The organism is Chitinophaga sp. CC14, assembly GCF_048957795.1.
GTDB lineage: Bacteria > Bacteroidota > Bacteroidia > Chitinophagales > Chitinophagaceae > Chitinophaga > Chitinophaga ginsengisegetis.
Genome location: NZ_JARBFY010000003.1, coordinates 1,421,285 through 1,447,621 on the forward strand (window position 1 = coordinate 1,421,285; position 26,337 = coordinate 1,447,621).

The window sequence follows — 26,337 nt, forward strand, 5'->3', positions numbered from 1 at the left end:
CATCTTTTTGCGGTGAAATATTAGAACGAAGCAGTGAGGTTAATCCCAAAGCTCCGGGTGGAGGGAAACTGACCGATTTCAAAACCGGCGCTGATATCTCCATCTCCCAGGGTACCAAATTCCGGATCAAACGATGGCCAGTTGGTAATTACCAGCAGGTCGCGTCCATAAATACCGATGGTGCCTTTGGTGAATCCTATCTTCCGCAGGAAGGCAGGCGTCAGCGAGTAGTCGAACCGCGCTTCCCGCAATTTGATAAAGTCGGTGCTGAAAAGATTGGACTCAATATTATCACGCTTGAAATGCTCTGAATAATAGGTTTGAATATTGGCTGCTACCACATCGTTTGGGCGATAGGTGCCATCTTTGTTCACCTGTACGCCATCACCGATAATACCGTTGTAACGGCCGGGGATGGTCTTTTTCAGCTTGCCTTCTTCTGCCAGCACGGAGTGCGTGAGGGAATAGGCTTTACCACCTGTTTGACCGTCAAACAAAAAGCTGAAGCGGAATTGCTTGTACTGGAAAGCATTGTTGATGCTGGCCTTCCAGTCGGGGTTGGTATTTCCCAGGTATTGGGCTGTTTCTGTCAGCAATGGGTATCCCTGCGAATTGTAGATGATCTGACCATCCGGGGAGCGTTGGTAACCCAGTCCGTAGATATCGCCCATGCGGCCGCCGGGACGTGCTTCAATAGAGCCACGGCCCGCAGGACCGGTAGACATCACAAACGTTTCAATACCATCCGGGAGAGAACTGATCCGGCTGCGGTTAGCTGCAAACGTACCGGTGGCAATCCAGGTAAGCCCGTTGGCCTTTTTCACCGGGGTACCATTAGCTTCAATTTCAATACCCTTGTTAATAACCGTACCCGCGTTCACGATAGTGCCCTTAAAGCCGGTAGCTTTATCCAGTGGCGCCTGGATGATCTGGTTATTGGTATTGTTCTGATACAGGGTAACGCCAAAGCCTATACGGTTTCTGAAGAAGCTCGCATCCACACCGGCTTCTACGCTGACGGTTTTCATTGGCTTCAGATCCGGGTTGGCAATATAGTCAGGGTTGGAAAGTCCACTCAGGAACAATTCTTTCAGGTAACCAAAGCGGGTAAAATATGGCGTGGTACCGCCACTGCCTACACCGGAAACGGATGTACGGAGTTTCAGCAGGGAAACTTCTGCAGGCAGCTTCAACATATCCGACAGGATGGCGGAAGCATTCACAGAAGGATAGAAGAAAGAGGTATTATCGGTAGATGTTTCTGAGGCCAATGTACTGCTCCAGTCGTTACGCGCCGTGATATCCAGGAACAGGTAGTTATTGTAACTGAACTGTGCCAGGCCATAGAAGCTGTTCACGGCATATTGAGAACTGTAGGGAAGTGTGATCAGCGTGTTCTTACTGTTGGCAAAATTATATACGCCGGGGTATCTCAGCTTATCCGCCCGCACTTCATCACGGTTGTAAAAGTTACGCATCTGGCTGCCACCTACGGATACGGTAGCATTAAATTTACTACCCAGTGTACGGTTGTAGCGTAACAGGAAATCACTGTTCAGTTCACGGGAATAAATGTTCTGGGTTCTGTACATCCCGTCTATAAATTTCTGTGTATTTTTCGGACGTTGCTGCGAACGGCTTTCAGTGCTGTAATCCAGGGAGGTACGCACCATCAGGCTGAGGTCTTTTGTGAAATTATAAGTAGCGGAAACGTTGCCTATCACACCATTGCGGTTTACTTTATTCAGCATCTCATACGCCTGCAGGTAAGGGTTGTCGAGCAAGCTGCTGAAGGGCCGGTTCTGCGCCAGCTGCTCCTGTCCGGGCAGCCAGTATTCCTTGAACCAGTCGAGGTTGGCGTTAGGCACCATTCCCCGGATAAAATACATGATGGTTTGGTTATTATAACCGGAAGAAGGCAGGTTATCGCTTTTTTTGTTGGTGTAGTTCACCTTTGTGGAAATCTGCAGCTTATCAGATACTTTATGATTTACGGATAGCGCTACGGTATTCCTGTTGTAACCGGTATTGGGTACAATCCAGTTGTTATTAAGATTGGTATAAGATAAACGGATATTGGTTTTATCATTGCCGCCTTCCAGCGTTACGCTGTTGGTAAATGTTTTGGCGGTTTCAAAGAAATCTTTACGATTGTTTTTATAAGGTACCCATGGTGTTCTTTCCGTGCCGCCGGTATGTGTAACCGGGTCGTATTGATAGTACATTTGCCCGTTGAACTTTGGTCCCCAGGCGGAGCTGGTGCTCCGGGTGCTGCTGCCGTCGGCGGTGGCGCCATAGGAATACCAGGTATCCTGACCGGAAGCGCCCTGGCCGTATTCATACTGGTAATCGGGCCAGCGGTTAATGGTTTCAAAGGTAGCATTGGAGTTAACGGTAACGCCTAAACCCTTTTTAATTTTACCGGTTTTGGTGGTAATAATGATAGCGCCGTTAGCGCCGCGTGCACCGTACAATGCTGCTGCCCCCGGGCCTTTCAGCACCGACACGCTTTCAATATCATCGGGGTTAATATCATTGAGGCTGGTACCGAAGTCGGTGGGGGAGTCGCTGTCCAGGTACGAACCGCTGCCGTTGCCCGTTTGCTTACCGCTGCTGCCGTTGATGATCACGCCATCCACTACAATCAGCGCTTCGCTGCTACCGGTGATTGTGTTTTCACCACGCAGGATAATTTTGGTAGAACCTGCCGGTCCGCCATTGGATTTCAGCATATTCAAACCGGCTACTTTACCGGTGAGGGCATTGGTCCAGTTATTACTCATAGCATCTGTGAGCTGTTCATTGCTCACTTTGCTCACAGCATAACCCAGTGCTTTTTCATCGCGTTTAATGCCCAGTGCCGTTACCACTACGCCTTCCAGCTGGGTAACATTCTGCTGCATATTAACTTTCAGGTTAGTGGCGTTGCCGGCTACCGGGAGTGTATAAGGATCAAGACCGATGGCGCGGAAAACCACTTTACTGCCGGCGGGTACTTTCAGGTCAAAAAGACCATCTTCCGCCGTCACTGCTACCATCCTGCCATTTACGCTGATGCTCACACCGGGTAAGGCGCCGTCGTTACCGGCGCCCATTACCACGCCTTTTACAGTGACTGTTTCTGCTGCGGTGGTATTTTTATTTCTTATGTAGATGTTATTATTCTGCCACTTTACTTCCAGGCCGGTTTGCGCTGCGATGAGCGACAGCAGCTTTTCCAGCGGTACATTTTCTTCCGGCAACTGTAACGGGTGTGGTTCCCCGAGGATATTGTCGTCGTACATCACAGCGATCTTCTCTTTTTGCTGTAGTGTGGTGATCAGTTCCTTCAGGGAAATGTTTTTCCTGTTTAACCGGATCATGCGGTTGGCCGTTTGTGCCCAGAGGGAACCGGTTAGTAACAGGCAGCAAAGTCCGCCAATAATTTTTTTCATATTGGTTGTTTATTTTTTGTGATTGCGTTTTAAAGAGAGAATGATAGTATCTGCCGTAATTTTATATTCCACGCCAGCCAGGAAACTTAAACCTTCCAGTACAGGCTGGATGCCGTTATCCTGTACACTACCGGTAAAGGATACACGATGCGGTGTTCCGTGGATAATCACGTCGCGGTTGTACCATTGTGATAGTTTGCGGGCGATGCTGGGCAGGTCATCGTTTTCAAATACCAGCAGGTTATCTCTCACCGCAGTTATACGATCCAGTGAGGTGCTGTCGCTTAGCAACGCATGCGTTACCGGGTCATATTTAATCCGCTGCATCGGCAGCAGGTTGATGTTGAGTTGCGCTGCCTGCACATTGATTTTCCCGGAGGCCACGGCTATTTCCTGCATTTCATGTTCGCGTGCATGGATACTGAAAGAGGTGCCAAGTACGGTTACAGTAGTTTGATGGGTGCTGACCCGGAAAGGCTTATCCGGACTGCCGTTTACATTAAAGAAGGCCGCCCCGTTCAGGATCACCTGCCTGTTGGAATTATTAAATGTGTGCGCATCATACTCCAGGGAAGAGTTGTATTGCAGCCACACCCGGGTGCCGTCGGGCAGCGTGATTACCTGTTTGTTTTTGCCGGTGGTAGATAATTTTACCGGTTGCGCGGCAGGCGTATGTTGGTGTTGCCACAGCCAGCCTATACCCATGGACACTGTTACCAATGCTGCGGCAGCACTGTACAGCCACCACGGGCGGATATTTTTTACAGCAGGCACTTCTTCATTCATCGCTGCCTGTACCCGTTCCCAATGGGTATCTGCGGCCTGCTGATCAGCAGCGCCTTCCAGTTGTTGCTTTCTTTTTACCAAAGCCACCAGGATCTCCCGGTTCCTTTCCGATTGCTGCAGCCAGGCAGTTACCATCTCCCGCTCTGCGGCGTTTGATAACTCATAGATGTAGCGGAATAATATTTTTTCGTTCAATGTGGGCCGTTTATTACAGAGGAGGCGGCCGCCCGGGGAAATTCCTGTGAATGTGTGTTAAGGAATTATTAACAAGGGGAAATGCAGGCTGGGTATGTTTTTTTAGGGGAGACGTGATTATGCAGGCAGCATCAGTACCAGGGTACCTATTATCAAACCCGCTTCGCAGTCGTGTACCGTTAGCCGCCGGGTTTTAATTTCTTCCTGTAATAAGCGGATCGCGGTGTTCAGCTGGTATTCCACTTTTTTGGGTGTGATGTGTAAGATATGCGCTATCTCTTTATTGGTAAGACCCAGCAGTTTCAGGTCTATAATTTCCTTCTTTACCGGGTCCAGCAGGGATAACAGCTGATGCAGCTTTTCCCTGGATTCCTTTCCTGCCAGGGCGGCATCGGGTGTATGGGTGGAGAGCGCCTGGTCCAGGTGGTCGTCGCTGATAGTGAAGGTACGTTGTAATTTATCGGCGTGTTTTTTACAGCTCCGCCGGGCGGCAACCAACAGGTAGTTCTTCATACTGGTATTAACCCGGATGCCTGCACGCTGCCGCCACAGGTTGGCAAACAGTTCAGCTGCGATATCACGCGCCGCTTCATAATCTCCAGTAAATGAATAGCAATAGCGGCTCACCAATACAAAATACTCATCATACAGCACCTTAAAGGTTTGCTGATCCCATGCCGCGCCATTTATTACAGATACCGGTTCCATATAAAGCCGCAAAACTAGAGAAGCTCCTTTTGAATTACGAAGGAACGGCAGGAAATTAATGTAAACTTCACATAGCACCCCGCCCGTTTTTCCACTTCTTCCCGGCACATGTCCCGCTGCGCCGGACTACCCCCATTTGTGCTATTCCTCCCGTCCCAAAATCCAATCTGCCAAATGGGTGCTTTTTTCGTAATATTAGTTTGTCCAATTTAGCTTTTTTGGATAATCTTCAATATCAGATAACATTATTATTCTATATAATACAGTTCTGAGCTTTGTCTGTAGGATCAGGTGCACAGGAATATCAGCAAATAGATCGTTGCATCCGCACTGAATAACCATTACTACATCTATACATTAGTTATCAATCTTTTATTCACTTTAAAAATTAACATTTATGTCAAATGCTTTAACTTCCTGCGTCACTATCCCGGGAAAGTCTAAGATTAATTCCTGTTATCAGGATACTCAGAATGATACCTTGAAGTGGGTACAAAAATTTGATATTGCCCCAAAATTCAAACCCCTCAGTTGGTACTCCAAAGCCCGTTTCGGGTTCCAGGCAGCCAGGGAATACCCTGATGCCACCTATGCACAGGTAAGCCTCGCCGGAGATTTGCTATCCTGGCTATTCACAGTAGATGACAGCTGCGACCGCGGTTCCTCCGACGCAGTAACCGCATTGGAAATGAGACGTCAGCTGGAAATATTTATTTCCATTCTCGATGATAAATATATCGAGGACGATCATAGCCTCAGTATCGCCCTGAAAGATATCCTGCGTCGTTTCAGCGCCATCAGCAGTCCCTTTTTATACCGCAAATACTGCATGCATATGACCGACTATCTCAATGAGTGTTTCTTTGAGATCGACATGCAGATCGATGGCCTCATGCCCTCTATCGACCGGTATTACAAGGAAAGGCCCTACACCGGGTTTTATATCATGTTCCCGCTGGTGGCCATTTTTGAAAAACTGAACCTGCCGGATGAAGTGTATGACCATAGCAGCACCCAGGAAATAGAGCTTATCTTAAACCTGCTCGGCTGCCTTTCCAATGATTTGCATTCGATTGTCCGCGAAGCAAAACTGGAGAAGCCAGGTTTTAACCTGATCTTTATTGCGCAAAAAGAACTGGATCTGGCCAGGGATGAGGCGGTGCAATATGTGATCAATGAACACAGGACACACCTGCGCCGGTTTAAACAACTCCGTAAGGAACTTCCTTATTGGGGCAAGGCTGTTAATATGCAGGTAGACCGCTACATACAGGGCTTATATACCATCGTGAGAGGGTATGATGACTGGGCGGTAATTGATACCGGTCGTTACGAAAATATATGATGAGGTAAATACTTTGCTAATTCAAGGTGTAAGTCGCTGATGAAAACCGGTTTCGTTATGAAACCGCAGGCGCCTGTCGCCAATAGCTCATCCTTCAGAAAGGCATCTCCTGAAATGATCAGTACGGGGGTGCCTTTTAATTCAGGATCATTTTTTACGTGCCGCAATAAATCCCTGCCGTTAAAGCCGGGCATATTCAGATCTGAAATGATCAGGTTGGGTTTTTCTGTATGGATCACATCAATTATCGATGCATGGTCCTTACATAATACCGGGTCTATCCCCATTTCTTTCAGGAACTTTATCAGTAACTCAGCACTCAGCAGGTCATCTTCTATGATTACTACTTTTCCTCCCATAAAGCAACCCTTCATAAATTTAGGCGGCAACTGCTGCCTGGTTTTTCCTACGCCCGCTTCATAAGGAATATTAAAGGTAATGGTAGTGGTAAAAGGAGAGGAGGGATCCACCGGGTCCAGTGCAATTTGCCCGCCGAAAAGGCCGATCAGGTGTTTGGTAATAGATAATCCCAACCCCGTTCCTTCAAACTGCTCACGCTTTGATACAAACCGGTCGAACATCTTGGCAGCAATATCCGGATCTACCACTCCCTGGTTCTTTACCTTAAAAATGATCTGGTCCGCTTCTTTTATGCAGCTGAGAGAGATCATGGAATTACCACTGGCAAACTTCACCGCATTGGACAGGATATTATTCAGGATTTTGGTTAACAGTAAACTGTCACTATTGATGGGTTCACCCAGCTGCCTGTCAAACTGCAGGTCAATTTTTATACCCCTGGATGCCGCCAGGTAACTGTTAACCGCTATGCAATGGGATACGCAATCCTTTAAACTGATGGACTCCTTCATCACAGGATAAAAATTCCCCGACTCAATCCTCGACATTTCCAGCACATGATTAATGATGTTGCGGGCCAGGTAACAGGAGGCAAACAACTGGTTAATTTCCTTTCTTTCTGCAACCGAGTATTTGGACTTCCGTAATTCAAACAACTGGCCAATAGAAAAAATAGCATTCATCGGCGTCCGGATCTCGTGAAATACCTCCCGCAAAAAAATACTTTTCTTTTCAGATGCCTCCCGGAGTTTCTGGGCGGAGGCAAGCAAACTTCTGATCTGCGCCACATAGGACATCATCACACATAATATAAATACCAGCAGCGCAATAGTGGTAGACCACTTCATGGTTAACGATATATCAGGCGAAAGCTCTATCGGCTGGATAAAATTATAATGGGCGTTGGCTACCATCCACGCGGCAAATACCACCGTTGCCCCTATACAGGCCAGCAGGGCCCCGCTTCTTTTGTACAGGAAAAAAGCAGAACTTAAATGGAATATGATGATGGTATTGAATGCCAGCAGTAACTCCAGGGAAATACTTGATCCCAATACGGTGGACCAGTAAGCAATAAAAATAGCATTCGTACTCAGCATAAGTAAGTTTGCATTAAAATATTGCCTCACCTGGTTTAGCCGGATAACAGCAAAAAAACTAAGCGTTTCCAGTGGAATACCGATTAAAAAAAATACCGAATTCTTAAGAAAATAAAAATAGCTGCCAACCCCAATCACCAGGGCGCTTAATACAATGGCCATCGCATTGATAATAATAACAGGACGTTTTTCTTCCGCTTTTTCAAAGTGCTGGGTTCCGGCAAAAATAGGTTTGATGAGTGTGGTTGTAATGGCCGCAGTTGTAGGATAGTTACCAGTTCTCATGTAATAATTATTTAGAGGGTTAGGCAAGTTCGGGCTGTAAAAAGATCATAGTTAATTTGCTTCACCGTCATCCGATCCGCCACCCGCAGAAATACCGTTATGGAATCCGGATACGTATTCGGGCATGGTCTGCAGGTTCTTCGAATCATATCAGGCATGTAGATTTTCTTTGGGCTCGGGTAAATCTAACCAGATATGCATCGGCATGAGTTAATTGAATGTTAATATAAGCATATTTTTTTTTCAAAAAAAGAATATTACATGATTTAAAATGAAAATATGTTAGGCATGCACCCTAACTTTTACAGCTTCCCAATTAAGATATACCCGCACACCTTCATCCCCGCTTTTAGCAATGTTGCCTTCGATGCGGCATTGTCGATATTACACCTCGCACCCGGCACCCGCCCCATCAGGTAACATGCTTTTTTTAATTCCTGGATCATAAAACTTCCCAACCCCTGTTTCCGGAAACCATCTTTTACTTCCATATACAAATCAGCAAAGGGCTCATTGTAGTTTAGCATTAACCCGCCAGTTGCTACCACTACCTCCTCATCTTCATCCTCCTGTTTCAGGTAATATTTAAACTCATCGCGGCGGTCATTTTCTTTTGCTTCCTGTTGATGGAAAGAGATACCCGGTAAAATGATTTGGGTTTGAAAGTGATCGTCGAAAAGCAGGTTCTCCGCATTAATGTTTTTGGAATACTGGTACAGCATGGCGGTCAATAACACATCGTTGCTCTGGCACTCCACGCAAACAGCCCCCGACGCCTCCCATAGTTTTAAAAAACATTCACCGGCAAATTTCCGGTAAGGCTTCACTACATAAAACTCAAAAATAGCATCCCGGTCGCTGCGGTTATTTTGCCCCCATATTGCCCCATAGCCCACAGCTGTCCCATCCAGCGTGAAGAGGTAGGTATCTGCCCAGCCATAGGCATGACACTTGTTGTAAACAAACTGAAAGTTGCTTTCCTGGAGAAACAGGGAACGGAAAGCCCGGATCTTCCTTAACGTCGTTTTTATTGCCTGCACTTTCATAGCCTTATTTGAATACCCGGTATGAAGGTATATAAAATGTAAAGTCCCATAAACTCTTCCCGGCTAAAACATTTTTATAGACTTTTGTTGAAGTGTATTTCGCTCATCCTTGCCGGCTGACCCGCGTATTATGCTCAATGTCTGAATGTCAACCATTTATCCATTTTGATGCCCTTTATCCCGGTAAAACCCGGCTGATCCCTTATGCAGATTCTTTTCATTTAATAAACACTAAAAAACATGGAAACACAAACCCTTCACATTCCAGCCCTGGAATTTCCGACCCCTTCTGCCATAAGCCCGCTTGCGGAAGAGGTACAGGTACACACTTTTAAATGGGCCCACGAGTTCCGTCTGGAGTCGCCCGAAAAACTCAAACGGTTTAACAAAGGCAAATTTGGCTGGTACGCCGCCCGGGAATATCCCGCCGCAAACTATGAAGAACTATGCCTGGTGGGCGACCTGATCACCTGGCTGTTTACCATCGACGACAAATGCGACCGCTTTTCCTCCGGCACCCTGGAAGGCGCCTGGCTGCGCAACATGCTGAACGGCTTTATCGCTATCATGGAACACCGGGAAAGCGCCGTGGAAACACCCCTGAATGATGCGCTGATCAACATCCGCTCCCGCTTTCAACGCCTCAGCCCCCCGTTCCTGTATTCCCTGTTCTGTAAAGAAATGGTGTCCTATTTTGAAGAATGCCTATGGGAAACAGAAATGCAGGAAGGAGAGTATAGTCCCAGCATCCGGGAATATCTCCAATGGAGGCCCAAAACCGGCTTCTATATTATGTTCCCGCTGGTAAGCATCTTCGGGAAAATTGACCTGCCGGAAGAAGTATACGAACACTACCTGGTGAAGAAAATAGAACTGTTGCTGAACCTGACGGCGAACCTGGCCAACGACCTCCATTCCCTGGAGCGGGAAAGGGAACTGAAAACGAAAGGACTGAACCTGGTACTGATCTATGAACAGGAACTGAGCATTTCCCTGGAAGAAGCCATCCAGCAGATCTCAGACGAATACCACCGCAATTTGCTCACGCTGGAAGAACACCGCGCCAGCCTTCCCTTCTGGAGCCCGGACATCAATGCACAGCTGGATGTGTATATCGACGGACTGTACATCGCTATCAAGGCTTATTTCGACTGGGCGCTCATCGATACCGAGCGATACAAAAGTAAAGTTTAGGCTTTTATAGATTTAGACGGGAGATGCTTTATCATTTCAGTATACAAATCCTCAAAAGAAAAAGGCTTATTAAAGAAAGCGTTCGCACCTGCCTTTAAAAGCTCCTCGGATTCATTACTGTATTTGTTGAAAGCATCTCCCGATATAACGATAAACGGGGTATCGGAAAACGCAGGAATAGCCCGCAACTGCAGCAGAAATTCCCGGCCATTCATCACCGGCATCTGCGAATCAGTAATAATGATATCCGGCTTCTCCGCCAGCACGGCTTCCATCGCCTCCTGACCGTTACTGCACAACAGGGCCGTTGCGCCGCCTTTGGTCACAAATTTTTCGATCACATACCGGTTCATCTGGTTATCATCCACAATCAATACCTTCATCCCCCCAAACTCATCTTTCCGTATCTCAAATTTCTTTTCGGCAGCGGTTTCCGGATGCGCGGAACGGTAGGGAATAAAAAACTCAAAAATGGTATGATGATCTTCATTGATTACCCGGATCCTGCCTTCCAGCAATGTAACCAGCTGCTGCGTCAGATGCAGGCCGATGCCCGTGCCGGATGTAATATGGTTCCGTTCCGATTCATAGGGAAGAAATAGTTTCTCCTGCCGCTCGGGCGCTATTTCACCTTCATTTTTAACACGGAAATAAATGTAGCTGCCCTCCCGGTAAACACTGATCGCCACCTGGCCGCCCGGAGGGGAAAACTTAACGGCATTGGATGTGAGGTTACTGATGATTTTAATGAGAACGATTTCATCACTTTCTATAAATTGCTGGGGCAACTGGTAGTTCAATACGATGCTGACGTTCTGCAAAGCGCCGGTATACTGGTTCATCGCCATACACTGCTCAATACAGTTCCGCAGGTGAACAGTACCCATCCTGATTTCGAAGAACTTGCCGGCCTCAATCCGTTTCAGATCCAGTACGTTGTTTACAATTTCCCGCGATAGCTGGGTGGCGCCCGATAAGTTCTTCAGGTCTGCGCTTATTTCCTGCATGAGGGGCGCCTGCTTATTTTCCTTTCGCACCATATCCAGCAGCTGTGCGATGCCATAAATACTGTTCAAAGGCGTTTTCAACTCGTGAAATGTTTCCCGCAGGAAAGCAGCATTGGTAGATAATACCTTGTTCGATTTGCTAAGATCATCCATCAGCCGGGTGATCTCCTTTATAAACTCGAAGACAACAAACAATATAAAAGTAAGCATACCTCCGGTGGTGCAAAGCCGCATAATATAAGCAGAAGTAGGGTGGATGTCTATCGGTTTGATAAAACCAAAAAAGGTGTTCAGCTGTGTTGCCACCAGCAGTACGGCAATGGCCAGCAATAATCCTATTCTTGCCTTGTGCCGTTTATATACCAGGAAAGAGCCGCAAATGAGGAAGATCAGTAAAAAAACAATAACCACTTCAATAGGGATGGCATTGCCCAATAAAATTGTCCAGTAACCCGCGGCTACATAGTGTATGGCAAACATGCTGAAATTGGCGCTGTCCTTCTTACCCAAACCATTTAAAACAATCACGCCAAGCATTCCGATACCCTCCAGTAATAACGGTAACAGGATCAGTAAACTGTGTACCAGCAGGTAAAAAACTCCTCCAAGGATGAAAACGAGCATACTGGTCAGAAATGCCAGGGAATTGATAATAATGATGGTACGTTTCTCTGACTCCGTGGAATATTGGGTGCCAGCGTTTTTAATAATATTCAAAATATGCATGCGTCATTTTTGAGGGCTGTAGGCGTAGAAAACGTATACATTCTGGTGTGTCTTTCTTGATAAATTAAAACCAATATACGAATTCCTGATAACATACGGGAAAGCGGGGTATATCCTGTGGCGCACCCGGGTCAGATTGGGGAGGAAACACCGTTTTATCCCCCGGGAAAGCGCTGGTGTAAAAGTTGTATGAGAGAAAGTAAAAAACCAAACAGCCCGATGTTATGAAAGCGCTAACCGACAGTAAACCCAAAAGCAACTTCTTTGAATTAATGGCCACAAAAGTCATCACCGCCACCGGCAGTCCCTGGGCTTTTTTCGTAGCCCTGGCGGTGATCATTATATGGGCTGTCACCGGCCCGGTTTTCGGCTACTCCGATACCTGGCAGCTCGTTATCAATACCGGCACCACTATCATCACTTTCCTCATGGTGTTCATTATCCAGAAGTCGCAGAACAAGGACGCCAAATCAGTTCAACTGAAACTCAATGAACTCATTGCCGCCAACAAAGCGGCCAGCAACCGGCTGATAGACGTGGAAAATTTATCGGAAGAAGAACTGGATGTGCTGCATAAATACTATGCGGTGATGGTGGAAGAAACAAAGAAAAGAATGAGCATGACAGAATCCCACTCCGTGGAAGAAGCGATAGGAGATGCGATGAGCAAGCATGAGGAAGACTTGCTGACCCGTAAAACGCCAAAAGAGAAAGGCCAGCGGAAATAACCGCTGTTTTGGTGTTATTCTTGATGCCTTTCCTAAAAACCTTCTGTTATGATACAGCACCTGAATGCCAATGTGAATGGTCAGTCGTACTCCCTGGATATCCAGCCGGATACCTATAACGGCCGTTCTGTGTATTACTTACTGAACAATAACATAGGAGAACTGTTCCATCATGCAGTACCTGATAACCTTATGCTGATGGAGAACGGTGATGGATTTACCTGCTCCCCGCGGCTTACGGAAATGGAAGGCGGCTACATTGTGCAACAGATCTGGGAGGCCATTCAACACAGTAAGAAACCGTAGTTCAACGGTAAAGAAAATGGATGCATCAACATGTATCCATTTTTTATGAGTGTAAAGTATTGTAGAGATTAATACTTGTTGTGTGAATTTTATTCTATGAATATACTTTGGAACGATTGCAGGAAAATACTTTGTGTCCGCCTGGATAATATGGGCGATCTGCTGATGAGTACACCGGCTTTCCGGGCATTGAAAGAATCCTTTCAATGTCACCTTACCCTCCTGACCTCTGCCGCTGCCGCACCGGTAGCAGCGGATATTCCGGAAATAGATGAGGTGATTATATTTAATGCGCCCTGGGTAAAGCATGATCACGTAGTGATGCCGGAAACCTACCAGCAACTGGTGGAAACCCTGCGTAAGGAACACTTCGATGCGGCTATTATATTCACCGTATACAGCCAGAACCCTTTGCCCACCGCCATGCTGGCTTTCGAGGCGGGCATTCCCCTGCGGCTTGCTTATTGCCGGGAAAATCCTTACCAGCTGCTTACCCACTGGATTCCGGATGAAGAGCCGCTGCATGCCACGCATCACCAGGTGGAAAGGGATATCAACCTGGTGGCGTACACCGGCGCCAAAGCAGGGAGTACAAAGCTTTCGCTGCAAACGCATGAAACGCACTGGCCGGGTATCATTAAAAAAATGAGACTATACGGCGCCGATCACCAGCGTCCCTGGATCGTTATGCATCCGATGGTGCAGGACGTTAAACGGCAGTACAACTTTCATAAATGGGTGGAAATCGGTCAGCAGGTGATTGCACATCACCGCTGCCAGTTGCTGATTACCGGCAACACCGGCGAAGAAGCCGCTGCGGATACCCTGAAAGAAGCGATCGGCCCCGGCGCTATCAATCTTGCGGGAGCTTTATCTGTTGCGGAGTTCGCCCTGCTGATCCGCAAAAGCCCGCTGGTGATTTCAGTGAATACCGGCACCATTCATATTGCCGCCGCTACAGCTACACCGGTAGTGGTGTTATACGCGCTAACAAATATGCAGCACACCCCATGGCGGGTAAGGAGCGAAGTATTATATTTCGATATTCCCCCTGCACTCCAGAGCAAAAATGTATTGTTGCAATATTCCTATCACCAGATCCCTAAAAATCAACTGAAGAAAGCCACCGTGGAAAACGTACTGAAAGCCGTGGACAAACTGATGCAGCCTGTATAGATGCGCCTGTGCAAGGCCACCTTATCTTATAACAAATGCTGCAGTTTGTTCAGCACCGTTTTCATGTTAATACCTTTCCCCAGCAAACCTTTCAGCAGGTCGCCTTCTTCAGCGATCCGCTGCGGCATGTTGTAAATATTGAAGTCGGTTACCTTTAATCCCTTCTTCACTTCTTCCCATCGCAAGGGCGCGGACACGGTTGCTCCCGGCTTTGGCCGCAGGGAGTAAGCCACCGCCATCGTTTGTATTTGCCGGTTCTGCATAAAATCGAGATAGATCCGGCCTTTCCTTTTGGCCGGTGTTCTCAGCACGCTGGTGCTGTCCGGTAATTGTTTATTGGCAATGTTTACAATCAGCTCTGCCAGCATTCTCGATTGCGCAAAGCTGTATTTGGCTCCCAGCGGAATTAGTATATGCATGCCCGTAGCCCCGGAGGTTTTTACAAAAGAGGACGCGCCAATCTCATCTAAAATATCTTTGATCACCAATGCTGTTTCAATCACTTCGTTAAAAGAGTTGGTGTCAGGATCAAGGTCTATCAGGCAATAATCCGGTTCATCAGGATGCTGTATCCTGCTGTGCCAGGGATTTAATTCAATACATCCCAGGTTGGCCATGTACAACAGGGTAGCCCTGTCTTTACAAACAAGAAATGATTTTGTTTCCCCATCCGATTCGCTGGTATAAGGAAAGGTCGGGATCCACGGAGCCACCTTGTCTTCCACATTCTTCTGATAAAAATTAAAACCCCTGATGCCTTCCGGGAACCTGTTGAGCGACTGTGGCCGGTCTTTCAGATAAGGCAGTATATAATCGGCAATGGCCGCATAGTAGTTGATCATATCCCGCTTGGTGATGCCTTCATCCGGCCAGTATAATTTATCAAGATTGGTAAATTTCAGCAGCTTCCCGTCTACCTTTATTTCTACCTGTTTCTCTTCTTCCGGTAAAAATATGCCCGGCTCTTTTTTCCGGGAAGACGCTTTTTTACCGGCGGGAGGGGGAACAACTTTTACACCCTTTTCATCTGCTGCTTTTTTATCTTCCCGTAATCCCATAAATACCGGCTGACGAAGAATTCCTTCCCGCGTTACCTCCGCAAACTTCACTTCGCACACCAGCACCGGCTTTAGCCAGGTAGCCGGCATGTTTGTCTGCGGCTTTGTTTTAAACGGATGCTCTGGCGCGAGGAGCGACTGGAACTTTGCAAAAAGTTCTTTTAGCAGTTTATCATTAAACCCGCCACCGGTATGACCAATATATTTCAGTTCTTTCCCTTCATATTTTCCCAGTATAATTGCCCCGAAATGCTTGCGGCTGTTCCTGCCGGCGGTATATCCGCAGATGATGGCTTCCATCCGGTGGCTGTTTTTTATTTTCAGCCAGCTCTCTGTTCTGCGGCCCATAATATAGTGGCTGCCGGCTGCTTTGGCCATTATACCTTCCAGTCCTTTATTAATGGCGGCGTTATAAAACGCGGTGCCTTGTCCGCTGATATGGTTGCTGTACCGGATGATATCATGATCCGCCGGTATGATCTCCGCCAGGATAGCCTTTCGTTCTTCCAGTGGCAAATGCGTAAGGTCTTTACCATTGTACCAGGGCAAATCAAAAAGGTAGTAAACAAGATGCGCACTTTTGCCGTGTTTGAAATAGTTTTGCAAAGCCTGGAAGTCGGGGTTGCCTTTTTCATCTACTGCCACAATTTCACCGTCTGTTACGGCCTTTACTTTCCATTGCTGCAACGCTGCTGTGATCACACTGAATTTTTCATTGAAGGAAAGCTGGTTGCGGGAAAGCAGGTCTGCCTTGCCATTGTTAAGATACCCGATGGCGCGGTAACCATCCCACTTTATTTCATAGAGCCAGTCTTCTTTATCAAATGGCCTGGAAGTAACCGTTGCCAGCATAGGTTTTATGCCTTTAGGCATCGAAGCGGTTTTGCCCTTTTTCAACAGCGCGGTATAATTATCTGCTGGTGCAGCTGCTTTTTTAGTAACGGTTTGTTTCCGGTTGCTTTTCCAAACCTTCTCCGGATTTTTTGCTATCTGTTCAATTGTTTTTCCTGAAATGACCGATTTGTTTTTAGTGGTGATATCTGTTTTCAATGCGTAACGGTCTTTTACTTTTATCAGCAGCCAGGCATTGTCGCCTCTGCCGGCAGCCTTTACCAATGCAAAAGCGCCCCTGAGTTTTTTTCCTTTGAGTATCAGTTTCAACTTGCCGCTGTGCAGCTGGTGCAGCAGGTTTTTTGTTTGCTGTTTTTTATCGGCGCCATCGGCATCTGCCATTTCATAGGCGCCTTCATCCCATACGATTACAGTGCCGGCGCCATAGTTGCCTTCCGGAATAATTCCTTCAAAATCCTTGTAGTTATACGGATGATCTTCTACCATCATGGCCAGCCGTTTTACTTCGGGGTCCATAGAAGGCCCTTTGGGCACTGCCCAGCTTTTCAGTACGCCCCGCATTTCCAGGCGGAAATCGTAGTGCAGGTGGGAAGCATCGTGCTTTTGTACAACAAAGTGTAGCAGCTGATCCTCACCTTTCCCGCCGGTGGGTTCGGGTGTTTTACTAAAGGTTCTTTTCTGCCGGTATTTTTCCAGGCTCATAGCCAGCATATTTTAGATACTGTATATACGCTTTCAGGAGATATCCAGTTGTTCCAGTCCCTGATCTGCCGGGGTATTCAGCACCCGGCCTTCGATATCATAACGGGCGCCGTGACAGGGGCAGTCCCACGACCGCTCCGCATTATTCCAGCTCACATCACACTTCAGATGGGTGCAGGTGGGTTTCAACGCATATAACTTACCCGCTTCATCTTTATACAAAGCTATTTTCTGATCTTCATATTCCACTACTTTACCTTCGCCGGGAGCTATACCTGCCAGCACTTCCAGCTGTTCGCCGGAAAAGAACTTCCCCATAAATTGTTTCACTACATCCGCATTATGGGAAACAAACTGGCTGAATCCTGCCACAGGTTTAATCCGGTTGGGATCAAACAGCGCTTCGTTTCTGGGCTTCTGACCCAACAGGATCCGTTTTAGTAATAAAGCCGCCACACTGCTGTATACCATGCCGTTTCCACCATAACCTGCTGCCACAAAAATATTTTCTTCCACACCGGGAAGATGCCCGATATATGGCAGTCCGTCTACCGGTTCATAATACTGCGACGACCACTGGTATTTTATTGCTTTCACTTTAAAGTGCTGTCTGATATAGCTTTCCAGCCGGAGAAAACATTGTGCGGTATTTTCTTCCTGCCCGGTTTTATGATCTTCCCCGCCTGCAATCAGGTATTTTTGTCCGTCTACTTCCTGTGTCCGGTAATAGTGATAGGGATCATACATATCATAGATCAGTTCTTCGGGATACTTATCATCTTCCAGGACAACGGCGATTGCATAGCTGCGGTAAGGAGTGCATCGCAGGTGCAACAGGTTGATGCCGGGCGGAATATGCGTGGCATAGATCACCGACCTGGCCTTAAAGGTGCCGGCATTCGTGGTAACCGTAACGATATCGTTATTATCCACACCCGTTACGCGGCATTGCTGCCGGATGGTACCGCCTGCTGTTTCAAAGGCACGGGCCAGGCCCTGTATATATTGCAGGGGATTGAACTTTGCCTGTTCGCCGGCTTTCATGGCTTTAGTAAAAGGAATGGATACCGGGATGGTATCAATGGGCGTCATTTCCAGCCCGGCTTCGGCAGAGGCGTCTGCAATCTGCTGCAGTTCTTTTTCCTGTTCCTCATTTTGTGCAAACAGGATAGCATTTGCGTCATTGAATCCACACTCAATTTCCCATCTGCTGATATTATGTTTTATCAGCGCAATGGCTTCTGTAACGCTGGCATACACCTGTTGGGCGGCTTCCCTGCCAAAGTTTTTCCGGATCACATAATAGGGCACATCCAGTAACGTGTTCAGATGAGCGGTAGTACCGCCGGAGGTGCCATAGCCGATATTCTCTGCCTCCAGCAACAGGCAGTTTTTTCCTTCATCCTGTAAGAGAAAGGCCGTGCTGACGCCGGTAATGCCTCCGCCGATAATGATTACATCATATAAGGTTCCGGGTTCAGCGGTGTTAGTTCCTGCAAAGGGCGTTATGTGGTCCTGCCAGAGGCTGATGGAATAAGTATCTCGTGCTATCATAGCTATTGGTTTAATATTGCATACACATGTAAATACTATGCCACGGAAGAGAAGACGGCTTGTTTACGGTTCATGTTGCTGTTCATACTGGCATGATTTTGCCGAAATTTTCAGGGGAAGCATTTCTTTTTTATTGTTTTAAAAAGATGTGTTGTGGAACAGCATGATCAAAATATAGCCGCTAAGTAATTAATTTTCTAAACCTTTAAAACGGAATGTTATGCCACTAAAAGATAAAACCATCGGCGGACATGGAGAAACCGGTCCGGATCTGGGAAATGACTACAGCCGCGATATTACCCGCGAAGTAACATCGGACGACACACTGAAAAATGTAATACCCGGTAAAGACAAAAAAAAGGAAGAAAAGTCAAAGGAAGAAGAAAAGCATACAAAAGACACGGATAACGTATCAGAGTAGTTACATGGTAAAGAAAAGCCCCGGTACGCTGATGCGTACCAGGGCTTTTCTTTTGGTTGCAGGTGTTATTGCTTCTCTTTGACAAAATTACCGGCGTTATCAAAAAATAATCTCTTTTTATCACTGCCCTTGTGAACGCCCACTTCTATCTGTTGCTCTGTTTTATCAGGCCGGATGGTTCTTTTAATTTTGTCGGAGTCTATCAGGTATCCTTTGTAGTTCTTCACAATGTAAGCAGATACATTTTGCGGTAGCCGGGAATTGATGATCAGCTCTTTGGCTTCTATCAGATGTCCGCTTTCATCATAAGAGGCCTCCAGGTTGCCGCCCCTTTTACCGGTAATATTGAGGACATACACATTGAAATCGCCGCTGCTTACTTCGCTGATGTTGTTTTCTGTTACTTCCCAGTTCGACTTATATGTTTTCAGCGGCATTTTCAATACCTGTTTCAGGGTCATGTTGGGGAAGTTCTTTTTCAAGGAGTCCTGTACTGATCTGGGAACAGCATTGTTGTTGATTTTTTTGGCATCAATAATAACCTCCTCGTCCTGTGCGCGGAGGGTGCCCGTCATGCAAAATAAGAACAGCAGAATAAATGATAAGTGAAGTGCTTTCATGATATTAGATTTATGTGAAAAAAGTGGATGGCGTACTGGTTATTTTTTTTCAAACGACTTCAGATTATACGCAAGCGTGAGCATAAAAGTGTTGCCCTGTATCCTGTTCTGTGCGCCCATTTCAGCTATCCAGCGGAAGTTGAATAACGTTCTGATATGAGGCGCATAGTAACTGCCTTCCAGGCCGGCGCCAAAGATCTGGTCCTTGGCCGGATCCAATGCATAGCCACCCGCCAGCGGAATTTTATCCGTGGTGGTTTTAAACTGCATATAGTACACTACGCCTGCATTGATGATACGGGGAACCGGACCCGCCGCTGCTTTTTTATACCATGTTTTCCCCAATCCGCCTTCAATGCTGAGGTTATCGCCGGTTTTAATATCGGCATCTTTCTTTTCGGAGTTAAATGCATATGATAGTAATGCGGAGAAGTGAATGAGCTTTGCTTTATCAAAGAAAACGGTACTGCCGGCAGAGAGTTCATTTGCCAGCTGTCCGAGTCCACTGTTGTCATCGCCGCCCATTTCATACTTTCCGCTGGGGAAGTACAGGGCGTAACCGAAAAGGAAATCGGCATGCTTTGTATGCCACCCAAGCTGAATAGGCTGAAAATAAATGTCGCTGAAAGCAAATGGCGATTTGGTAGTAGTCACCGTAGATTCCAGCCGGTTGCTGGCAAAGGGGAACAATACTGATCCGCCGTAGTGAGCGCCCAATATCTTTAAATTGGTAACCCAGCTGCCGCCAACACCGGTAACAAACATATTAAGACCCAGGTTGTCTGTAATCACATCGCCCTTGCTGTTCTTTAATTTAGAGGCGGAATAAAAATATACAGGTACTACCAGCGCAAAGCCGGGAGGCGCCTGTGTGCCGGATTGCAGGCCCGCATCGCCCAATAAATGATCGCCTTTCAACTGGGCGGATACAGGATGCACAGTAAGTATACATAACAGCACCGGTAAAGCAATAAGGAAAGGAATGCGCATAATCTCTTTGTTCATCATCTTGCAGAAGTTTAAAAAATGCAATAAAAGAGATGAGAGAGATTTGTATATGCCTGGGAGGAAAAATTCTACCTGTAAATTAAACAGATATTTTTAAAGCACCATAAATTTTTTTATAAAAAAAGAATATAGTTATATAACTTTTTCGGGCATCTTGATGTTATAGAAAGACAAGCTTGCAACAATCCTTCCTCGGCATATTCCTTTCCTGGCAAATCATCTTTACTGTAGTAAATACTTTGTCTTTTTATATACAGCCATCACGAAGTAGCCTAAGCATGTCAAAGCAACGGATGGCCGGTTAGCAACTGGGTAACAGTTGCCCATCGCCTGAGATACTTAATCAACAATACAGGCAGAGCCGGTCCGGAAGATCACGGATGGTAGTGGGGTTGTATAAATCGTGCAGGCTCCGGGCCGACACTCTGCCCATTTTTAGCATCAGTCAATATTTAAACAATATATAAAATGATATCTCATCACGATACAAGTTCTTTACAACCCGCCATCGTGATTCATTCCTGTACGGTTTCTCAATAGTACACTAGCGTGGAATCTACAGGCGATGAAGATTGCGGGGTGTTCTCACCCTGCATGTTTTTTTAAATCACATTTTACCTCTTGAATACTTATAACGGTTGAGTGAATGAAAAACGGCAGGGAATTTTTTCCCTGCCATTATTTTTATAGGTATTTAAAGAAGATCAGTTACAAATAAAAAGGCTGCGTCTTAGACAAGACACAGCCGTTCCTAAGCATAAACAAATTAGCAATCATCAATTCTTAAGTATCATTATGAATGTTTTTAGTTGTTCAGGAATAATCCGATATTGAAATTGAAGCTCTTGAGATTGTCGTTTTGAAAGAGGTCATTTTTGTTGGTAGCATAAGAATAAGCTGCTCCCAGTAAAATGCCCCAGTTGCCGCCGTTAGGACGTATCAGTACACCTATTTCAGGCCGTACCGCAAACCCCCAGTTGTTTTGCGTGTCCTCAAATATGTTATAATAAATGTTTTGCTCTGCATACTGCGTACCGATACCCAGTCCAATGTAAGGCATCGCTTTTTTGCCATAATTAAAATAGTAATGCGCAGTGGCCATAACAGGTACGGTATAAATCACCCGGTCCATATCCGTTGTAATGGCGGAGTTGCCATCCTTGTAAGTAATCGTTTGCGTGGGAATATACTGCTCAAAGGAGTTCCAGCTCACCGCAATACCAAACGATACCGGTGCCTGTTTCAGAAAATGCCGGTACTCTGCTTTGCCGCCGGCAAAACTGGTTTTATCAAGGAAGTCGTTGTTGGTGGGTATCGCTATTTCCCAGGATAACCCAAACAGGTTGTTCATTCTGCCCTGGGCAAAGCTGCTCCCGATACCCAGCGTAAACACTAATCCCAGTATGATATACTTTTTCATAATTCTCTTTTTAATGGTGAACTATTGGGCACTCAGGTATGGCGACTGAACAAATGCCTGGTCAATGCCATCCAGCGCACGTTGCAGGTTGGTAGATGCTGAACTGCCCAAAGCGCCGTTCAGGTTCATCGTCCAGGCAACATCCAGCTTCTGGTTTACCTGCGCATTTTTCACATCAATGATTTCTGCAATCACACTACCGGTAGTAACAGAGTAGGTGGTGGCCCAGGGGTAATAGTACGGATAGTACCAGCCCCAGTCCCAGGGATCCCAGTAACCCGGATAGCCCCACCAGTAGCCAGGGTACACAATACCCACGGTTACATCTTTCACTGCTACGGTATTAATACCCAGATCGGGTTTCGCATTTCTGCCTACATAAGTATAACCTCTTGCTTCCATGTTCTTCCTGATCTGCGCTACCAGCGATTTTGCGGTATTGTCTGTCAGGATACTATCTTTGGGATTACTGCTGATATAAGCAACGGTATCTGAGATATAGAACGTTTTATAAGTGTTGAACTGAACACCCGGATCCTTATCCGTTTGTACAACAAAGTTGCCAGAAAGCTCCGAGAGATCCGGCTCTTTGCGACAAGCAGCAAGTATTACCAGCGCTGTCAACAGGAGATGATTAAATTTTTTCATTGCGGTTATTTTTGAGTCATTACAATAACTACCCCTTCGGATATTGTTGATCCGTTACCATTGTAGAATACCTGCTATCGTTGTGTATACAGGTATGCCACAGCAGTTATGGGCCTTGATGGATGGAAGAAGTAAAGGTATTTGCATTCATAGTTATGCTTTGAGTTGTTAAGAATACATCAATCATTTTTTTATCCGGAAGAATAAACAATACGCTGCCGTATCTTACCCTGGAAGATAAAAAGCCATGTTCTACAGATGGCCATTGCGGCTACATCGTAAAAGGCAATGTTTGATGATGCTACATAACTATGCTTAGGGATATGCTACTTATTGCTTTGGTCTCGTTCCGTTGTTCATTTTGATTGTTAATTGTAACCCGGTAATCTGGATAGTGCCTTTTAATAAATGTCTTTAATGGTACTTTCGGTGACAGTGTTTTTATTCTAACACTGCTGATCGTAGAAATGTTTAAACATATTGATTTTTATTTTTTATAGATAATTTCAGTGTTTTGAATAACAGGGAAACAGCACCCGCCGCATAATTGTTCAGCTGATATTTAATATTTTTATTTTTTGGCAGATATAAAAGAAGCGATTACCTTGCAGCTATCACTCTGATTATTTTTCTCCTGAGCATTCCGCATCACAGCAATTCATCTCTCTTATTCAGCAACATTTATTTTCAGTAATGATTCCTTTCCGCGTGTATATGATTAGCTTGTATTGTTGACTGGCAGGGCATTACAGGAATATTAGAAGATACTTCTTTTTCGTAACGTGGAATTTAAAAGGTATACGTGCGGCGTGTTCACACGCTGCATTATTTTTCTTCTTCACGGATTTTTCCAGGCATAAGCAATGCATCATCTTACGGCATGTTCATACAAATGATTCAATCATTTCACGGACATGACAGCTTTTTTCTTTATCACCCAACGAAAGCAAAAGCATATGATGTTATACCGCATATTTTTATGGATGTTCTGCCTTAGTAGCTTCTCGCTTTGCACAACAGCGCAACAGTGGCCTTATCATATCTCAACTTCACAGGGTATCATTAGCGTGTACCAACCCCAACCGCAATCGTTCCGTAATAATAACCTGTCTGCTATTGCAGCCATATCCTTTCAGAAATCAGGCGCAGACCCGGTTTTCGGGGCAGTATGGCTGCATGCAAAAGTGGAAACAAACAGGGATACGCGCATTGTTACCATGCAGGAACTGAAAGTTGAAAGCGTAAAGTTTCCCGGTAATGCAGATACCACAAAAGTGTTAGAACTAAAAAGTTTACTGGAACAGGAATTACCAAAGCACGATCTGCATGTAACACTGGATGAGTTGCTGAGCGAGCTCGCTGAAAATAATCCCGCCGCCGCCAGTGCTGCACTAAAGAATGATCCTCCGAAGATCATCTTCAAAGAACAAAATTCATTGCTGGTCACTATTGATGGAGAACCTAAAACACAACCGGATAAAAGTCTCGGAATGTCGCGCGTAGTGAATACGCCTTTCCTGGTTGTACAGGAGAAAAGCGGTCACCCTTATTATTTGTTTATAGGAGGGAGATGGTTCAGTTCATCTAACCCTACCGGTTACTGGGCCTTTGCAAAGAACCCGCCATCCGCCATACAAAAAGCAGGAAAGAAAATAACGGCTGATAACAAAGAAACACCGATCCCGCTGGACTCGCTGCCGCAGATCGTGGTAAGCACCGTACCCGCGGAACTGCTTCAAAGCAATGGTACGCCCGACTTTGCGCCTGTTGCCGGTACCTCGCTGCTCTATATGAGCAATTCTCCTGATAACATCTTTATGCAAATCTCCACACAGGAATATTATGTGTTGCTGTCGGGCCGGTGGTACCTGTCGCGCAGCCTGCAGGGCCCCTGGGATTATGTAGCGCCTGATAACCTGCCGAAAGACTTTGCCAGAATACCGGAAGGCACCAAAAAGGATGTGGTGCTGGCCAGCGTTCCCGGAACACCCGCTGCAAAAGAAGCCGTGATGGATGCACAGGTGCCGCAAACAGCCAAAGTAGACCGTAAAAAGGCCACAACTACGGTTACCTATGATGGGGCGCCAAAGTTCGCCGCAGTGTCAAATACAGGGCTGGAATATGCTGTTAACACGGCTTCCACCGTTTTGAAGGAAGGCAATGCCTACTATGTAGTGGACAAAGGCGTATGGTTTACCGGCAACACGCCAAACGGTCCGTGGACCGCCGCCACCAGCAGACCCGCAGACGTGGATAAAATACCTCCCGGCTCACCGGTGTACAATGTAAAATATGTGTACGTGTATGATGTAACGCCCGACGTAATCTACATGGGTTACACACCCGGTTACACGGGTTGCTATGTAATGGGCCCCACAGTGGTATATGGTACAGGCTATGCCTATGCGCCGTGGTACGGCAGTATGTATTATCCCCGACCGGTTACCTGGGGATTCGGGATGTCGTATAATCCCTGGACCGGCTGGAGCATCGGCTTCGGTGTAAGTGTAGGCTTCTTTCATTTTGGTATCGGCTACAACTTCGGCGGTGGCTGGTGGGGACCACCTGTTTACCGTCCTCCGTTCTTTTATCCTTATCCGCATGTATATGGCCGCGGACCGGTGGTGATCAACAACATCCACGTCAATAACTTTTATAACCACACCGGCAATATTTATAATCACCGTACAGACGTGATAACGAGAGACAGGAATCTCTCCGGCGCCACGCAGGGCCGCATCTCCCGCGCTACGCAGGGCAATTTATCCGGCGCTACGCAGGGAGCGGTGTCCCGTGCAAGGAATAATAACTTATCCGGCGCTATCCAGCGGCCCAATATCCAGGCCGACCACAACGGGAACGTATTTCAAAGAAACAATTCCGGCAGCTGGCAGCAACGGGAAGGCAATCAATGGCGTCCCGCTTCAGACGGTGCAAGCCGGCAACAGATGGAACAACAGTTTCAGCAGAGACAACGGGGCTGGCAGCACAACGAAAACTTCCGGCAATCGTTCCAACGCCCGCAGGGCAACTTCCGCTCCGGCGGATTTCAAAGAAGACATTAACTCTAAAACGTAGTATATGAGAACATTGATTTCCTGGTTGCTGATGATGAGCATCACGTACAACGTTACTGCCCAAACCGCTGCCATAGTAAGTAATAGCATAGTGGAAGACGACCTCGTAACCACCATCTTCGGGAAAAACAAACTCTCCCTGCTGGCCGGTAACCTGAAGATTTCCCCGCTGGAAGAAAGGGCTTTTGAAGAAGCCTTCCTGGAATATGAAACAGAAAAAAGTCCCTTGTTGTCAGAAAGAATTGCCCTGCTGAAGATGTACAACGAAGAATTCACATCGCTCGACAACGCAAAACTGAATAGTCTCACCAAACAGCTGATCAACAACGACCTCGAATTTGGCCGCCTGCAAATGCGCTACTTCCGGAAAATGAATAAGGTGCTGGGCGCAACCCGTGCCGCCAAGTTCTTTCAACTCGATAATTATATAGAACAATCCACCCGTGTATACATCCAGCAACAACTGCCCTTTATCAAAGAACTGGAATCAGACAAGGCAGGGACTGTGCAACATATAAAAAACCTTACCCGCAATTAGCGGGAGCACAGCATTACAACAGGTAACAGGCACTATCCGGATA

At 46.4% G+C, this 26,337-nt stretch carries 20 protein-coding genes; 8 read left to right on the forward strand and 12 right to left on the reverse strand.

Annotated elements, in window-relative coordinates; genetic code table 11:
* Window positions 1–20: 20 nt before the first annotated feature.
* From PV783_RS15795 to PV783_RS15805, 3 genes are all read right to left on the reverse strand, one after another.
* Complete coding sequence (locus tag PV783_RS15795) at window positions 21–3,434, reverse strand: SusC/RagA family TonB-linked outer membrane protein (protein WP_420988676.1); 3,414 nt, start codon at window positions 3,432–3,434, stop codon at window positions 21–23.
* Between the two features lie 9 nt (window positions 3,435–3,443).
* Window positions 3,444–4,415: a FecR family protein gene (locus PV783_RS15800; protein WP_420988677.1), complete on the reverse strand. Its 972-nt coding sequence runs from the start codon at window positions 4,413–4,415 to the stop codon at window positions 3,444–3,446.
* A 117-nt stretch (window positions 4,416–4,532) separates the two neighbouring features.
* On the reverse strand, window positions 4,533–5,123 hold the full coding sequence (locus tag PV783_RS15805; protein ID WP_336386029.1) for a sigma-70 family RNA polymerase sigma factor: 591 nt from the start codon (window positions 5,121–5,123) through the stop codon (window positions 4,533–4,535).
* A gap of 397 nt (window positions 5,124–5,520) precedes the next feature.
* On the opposite strand from PV783_RS15805, the gene PV783_RS15810 reads away from it, so the two are divergent.
* Entirely contained in the window at window positions 5,521–6,468 is a 948-nt protein-coding gene (locus PV783_RS15810) for a terpene synthase family protein (RefSeq protein WP_420988678.1), read from the forward strand.
* Here PV783_RS15810 and PV783_RS15815 read toward each other — a convergent pair.
* Window positions 6,453–8,213 carry a hybrid sensor histidine kinase/response regulator gene (locus PV783_RS15815; protein WP_420988679.1) on the reverse strand — a complete coding sequence of 587 codons (1,761 nt, stop codon included), beginning with the start codon at window positions 8,211–8,213 and terminating at the stop codon, window positions 6,453–6,455. The genes PV783_RS15810 and PV783_RS15815 overlap by 16 nt on opposite strands.
* A 302-nt stretch (window positions 8,214–8,515) precedes the next feature.
* A complete protein-coding gene (locus PV783_RS15820; protein WP_420988680.1) occupies window positions 8,516–9,259 on the reverse strand; it encodes a GNAT family N-acetyltransferase in 744 nt (247 codons plus the stop codon).
* A 240-nt stretch (window positions 9,260–9,499) separates the two neighbouring features.
* On the opposite strand from PV783_RS15820, the gene PV783_RS15825 reads away from it, so the two are divergent.
* The gene (locus tag PV783_RS15825; RefSeq protein ID WP_420988681.1) at window positions 9,500–10,453 is read left to right on the forward strand and encodes a terpene synthase family protein; all 954 of its coding nucleotides are present in this window, start codon (window positions 9,500–9,502) and stop codon (window positions 10,451–10,453) included.
* On the opposite strand, the gene PV783_RS15830 is transcribed toward PV783_RS15825, so the two are convergent.
* Entirely contained in the window at window positions 10,450–12,186 is a 1,737-nt protein-coding gene (locus PV783_RS15830) for a hybrid sensor histidine kinase/response regulator (RefSeq protein ID WP_420988682.1), read from the reverse strand. The two genes, PV783_RS15825 and PV783_RS15830, sit on opposite strands and share 4 nt — an antisense overlap.
* Window positions 12,187–12,410: 224 nt before the next feature.
* On the opposite strand from PV783_RS15830, the gene PV783_RS15835 reads away from it, so the two are divergent.
* From PV783_RS15835 to PV783_RS15845, 3 genes are all read left to right on the forward strand, one after another.
* Complete coding sequence (locus PV783_RS15835; RefSeq protein ID WP_420988683.1) at window positions 12,411–12,914, forward strand: low affinity iron permease family protein; 504 nt, start codon at window positions 12,411–12,413, stop codon at window positions 12,912–12,914.
* A gap of 48 nt (window positions 12,915–12,962) precedes the next feature.
* A complete protein-coding gene (locus PV783_RS15840) occupies window positions 12,963–13,220 on the forward strand; it encodes a hypothetical protein (protein WP_079467939.1) in 258 nt (85 codons plus the stop codon).
* A 96-nt stretch (window positions 13,221–13,316) separates the two neighbouring features.
* Entirely contained in the window at window positions 13,317–14,396 is a 1,080-nt protein-coding gene (locus PV783_RS15845) for a glycosyltransferase family 9 protein (protein ID WP_420988684.1), read from the forward strand.
* A gap of 26 nt (window positions 14,397–14,422) precedes the next feature.
* Here PV783_RS15845 and ligD read toward each other — a convergent pair whose 3' ends face one another.
* Window positions 14,423–17,008: a DNA ligase D gene (ligD, locus tag PV783_RS15850; protein ID WP_420988685.1), complete on the reverse strand. Its 2,586-nt coding sequence runs from the start codon at window positions 17,006–17,008 to the stop codon at window positions 14,423–14,425.
* 33 nt (window positions 17,009–17,041) lie between these two features.
* The gene (locus PV783_RS15855) at window positions 17,042–18,562 is read right to left on the reverse strand and encodes an FAD-dependent oxidoreductase (protein WP_420988686.1); all 1,521 of its coding nucleotides are present in this window, start codon (window positions 18,560–18,562) and stop codon (window positions 17,042–17,044) included.
* A 220-nt stretch (window positions 18,563–18,782) separates the two neighbouring features.
* Between PV783_RS15855 and PV783_RS15860 the strand changes: the two genes are divergently transcribed.
* Window positions 18,783–18,983 (forward strand): hypothetical protein, encoded by a 201-nt coding sequence (locus PV783_RS15860; protein WP_420988687.1) that lies wholly within the window; start codon window positions 18,783–18,785, stop codon window positions 18,981–18,983.
* Window positions 18,984–19,048: 65 nt separating this feature from the next.
* Here the strand turns inward: PV783_RS15860 and PV783_RS15865 are convergent, their stop codons facing one another.
* The 4 genes from PV783_RS15865 to PV783_RS15880 all read right to left on the reverse strand — a co-directional run bounded on the left by PV783_RS15865 (window position 19,049) and on the right by PV783_RS15880 (window position 22,679).
* Window positions 19,049–19,603: a hypothetical protein gene (locus PV783_RS15865; protein WP_420988688.1), complete on the reverse strand. Its 555-nt coding sequence runs from the start codon at window positions 19,601–19,603 to the stop codon at window positions 19,049–19,051.
* A 39-nt stretch (window positions 19,604–19,642) separates the two neighbouring features.
* On the reverse strand, window positions 19,643–20,611 hold the full coding sequence (locus PV783_RS15870) for a SphA family protein (protein ID WP_420988689.1): 969 nt from the start codon (window positions 20,609–20,611) through the stop codon (window positions 19,643–19,645).
* An 805-nt stretch (window positions 20,612–21,416) separates the two neighbouring features.
* Window positions 21,417–22,031 carry an outer membrane beta-barrel protein gene (locus PV783_RS15875; RefSeq protein WP_420988690.1) on the reverse strand — a complete coding sequence of 205 codons (615 nt, stop codon included), beginning with the start codon at window positions 22,029–22,031 and terminating at the stop codon, window positions 21,417–21,419.
* 21 nt (window positions 22,032–22,052) lie between these two features.
* A complete protein-coding gene (locus tag PV783_RS15880) occupies window positions 22,053–22,679 on the reverse strand; it encodes a DUF4136 domain-containing protein (protein ID WP_420988691.1) in 627 nt (208 codons plus the stop codon).
* A 914-nt stretch (window positions 22,680–23,593) separates the two neighbouring features.
* Between PV783_RS15880 and PV783_RS15885 the strand changes: the two genes are divergently transcribed.
* Window positions 23,594–25,744, forward strand: coding sequence for a hypothetical protein (locus tag PV783_RS15885; protein ID WP_420988692.1), 2,151 nt, complete (start codon window positions 23,594–23,596; stop codon window positions 25,742–25,744).
* Window positions 25,745–25,760: 16 nt separating this feature from the next.
* Entirely contained in the window at window positions 25,761–26,294 is a 534-nt protein-coding gene (locus PV783_RS15890) for a hypothetical protein (protein ID WP_420988693.1), read from the forward strand.
* The last annotated feature ends 43 nt before the right edge of the window (window positions 26,295–26,337 follow it).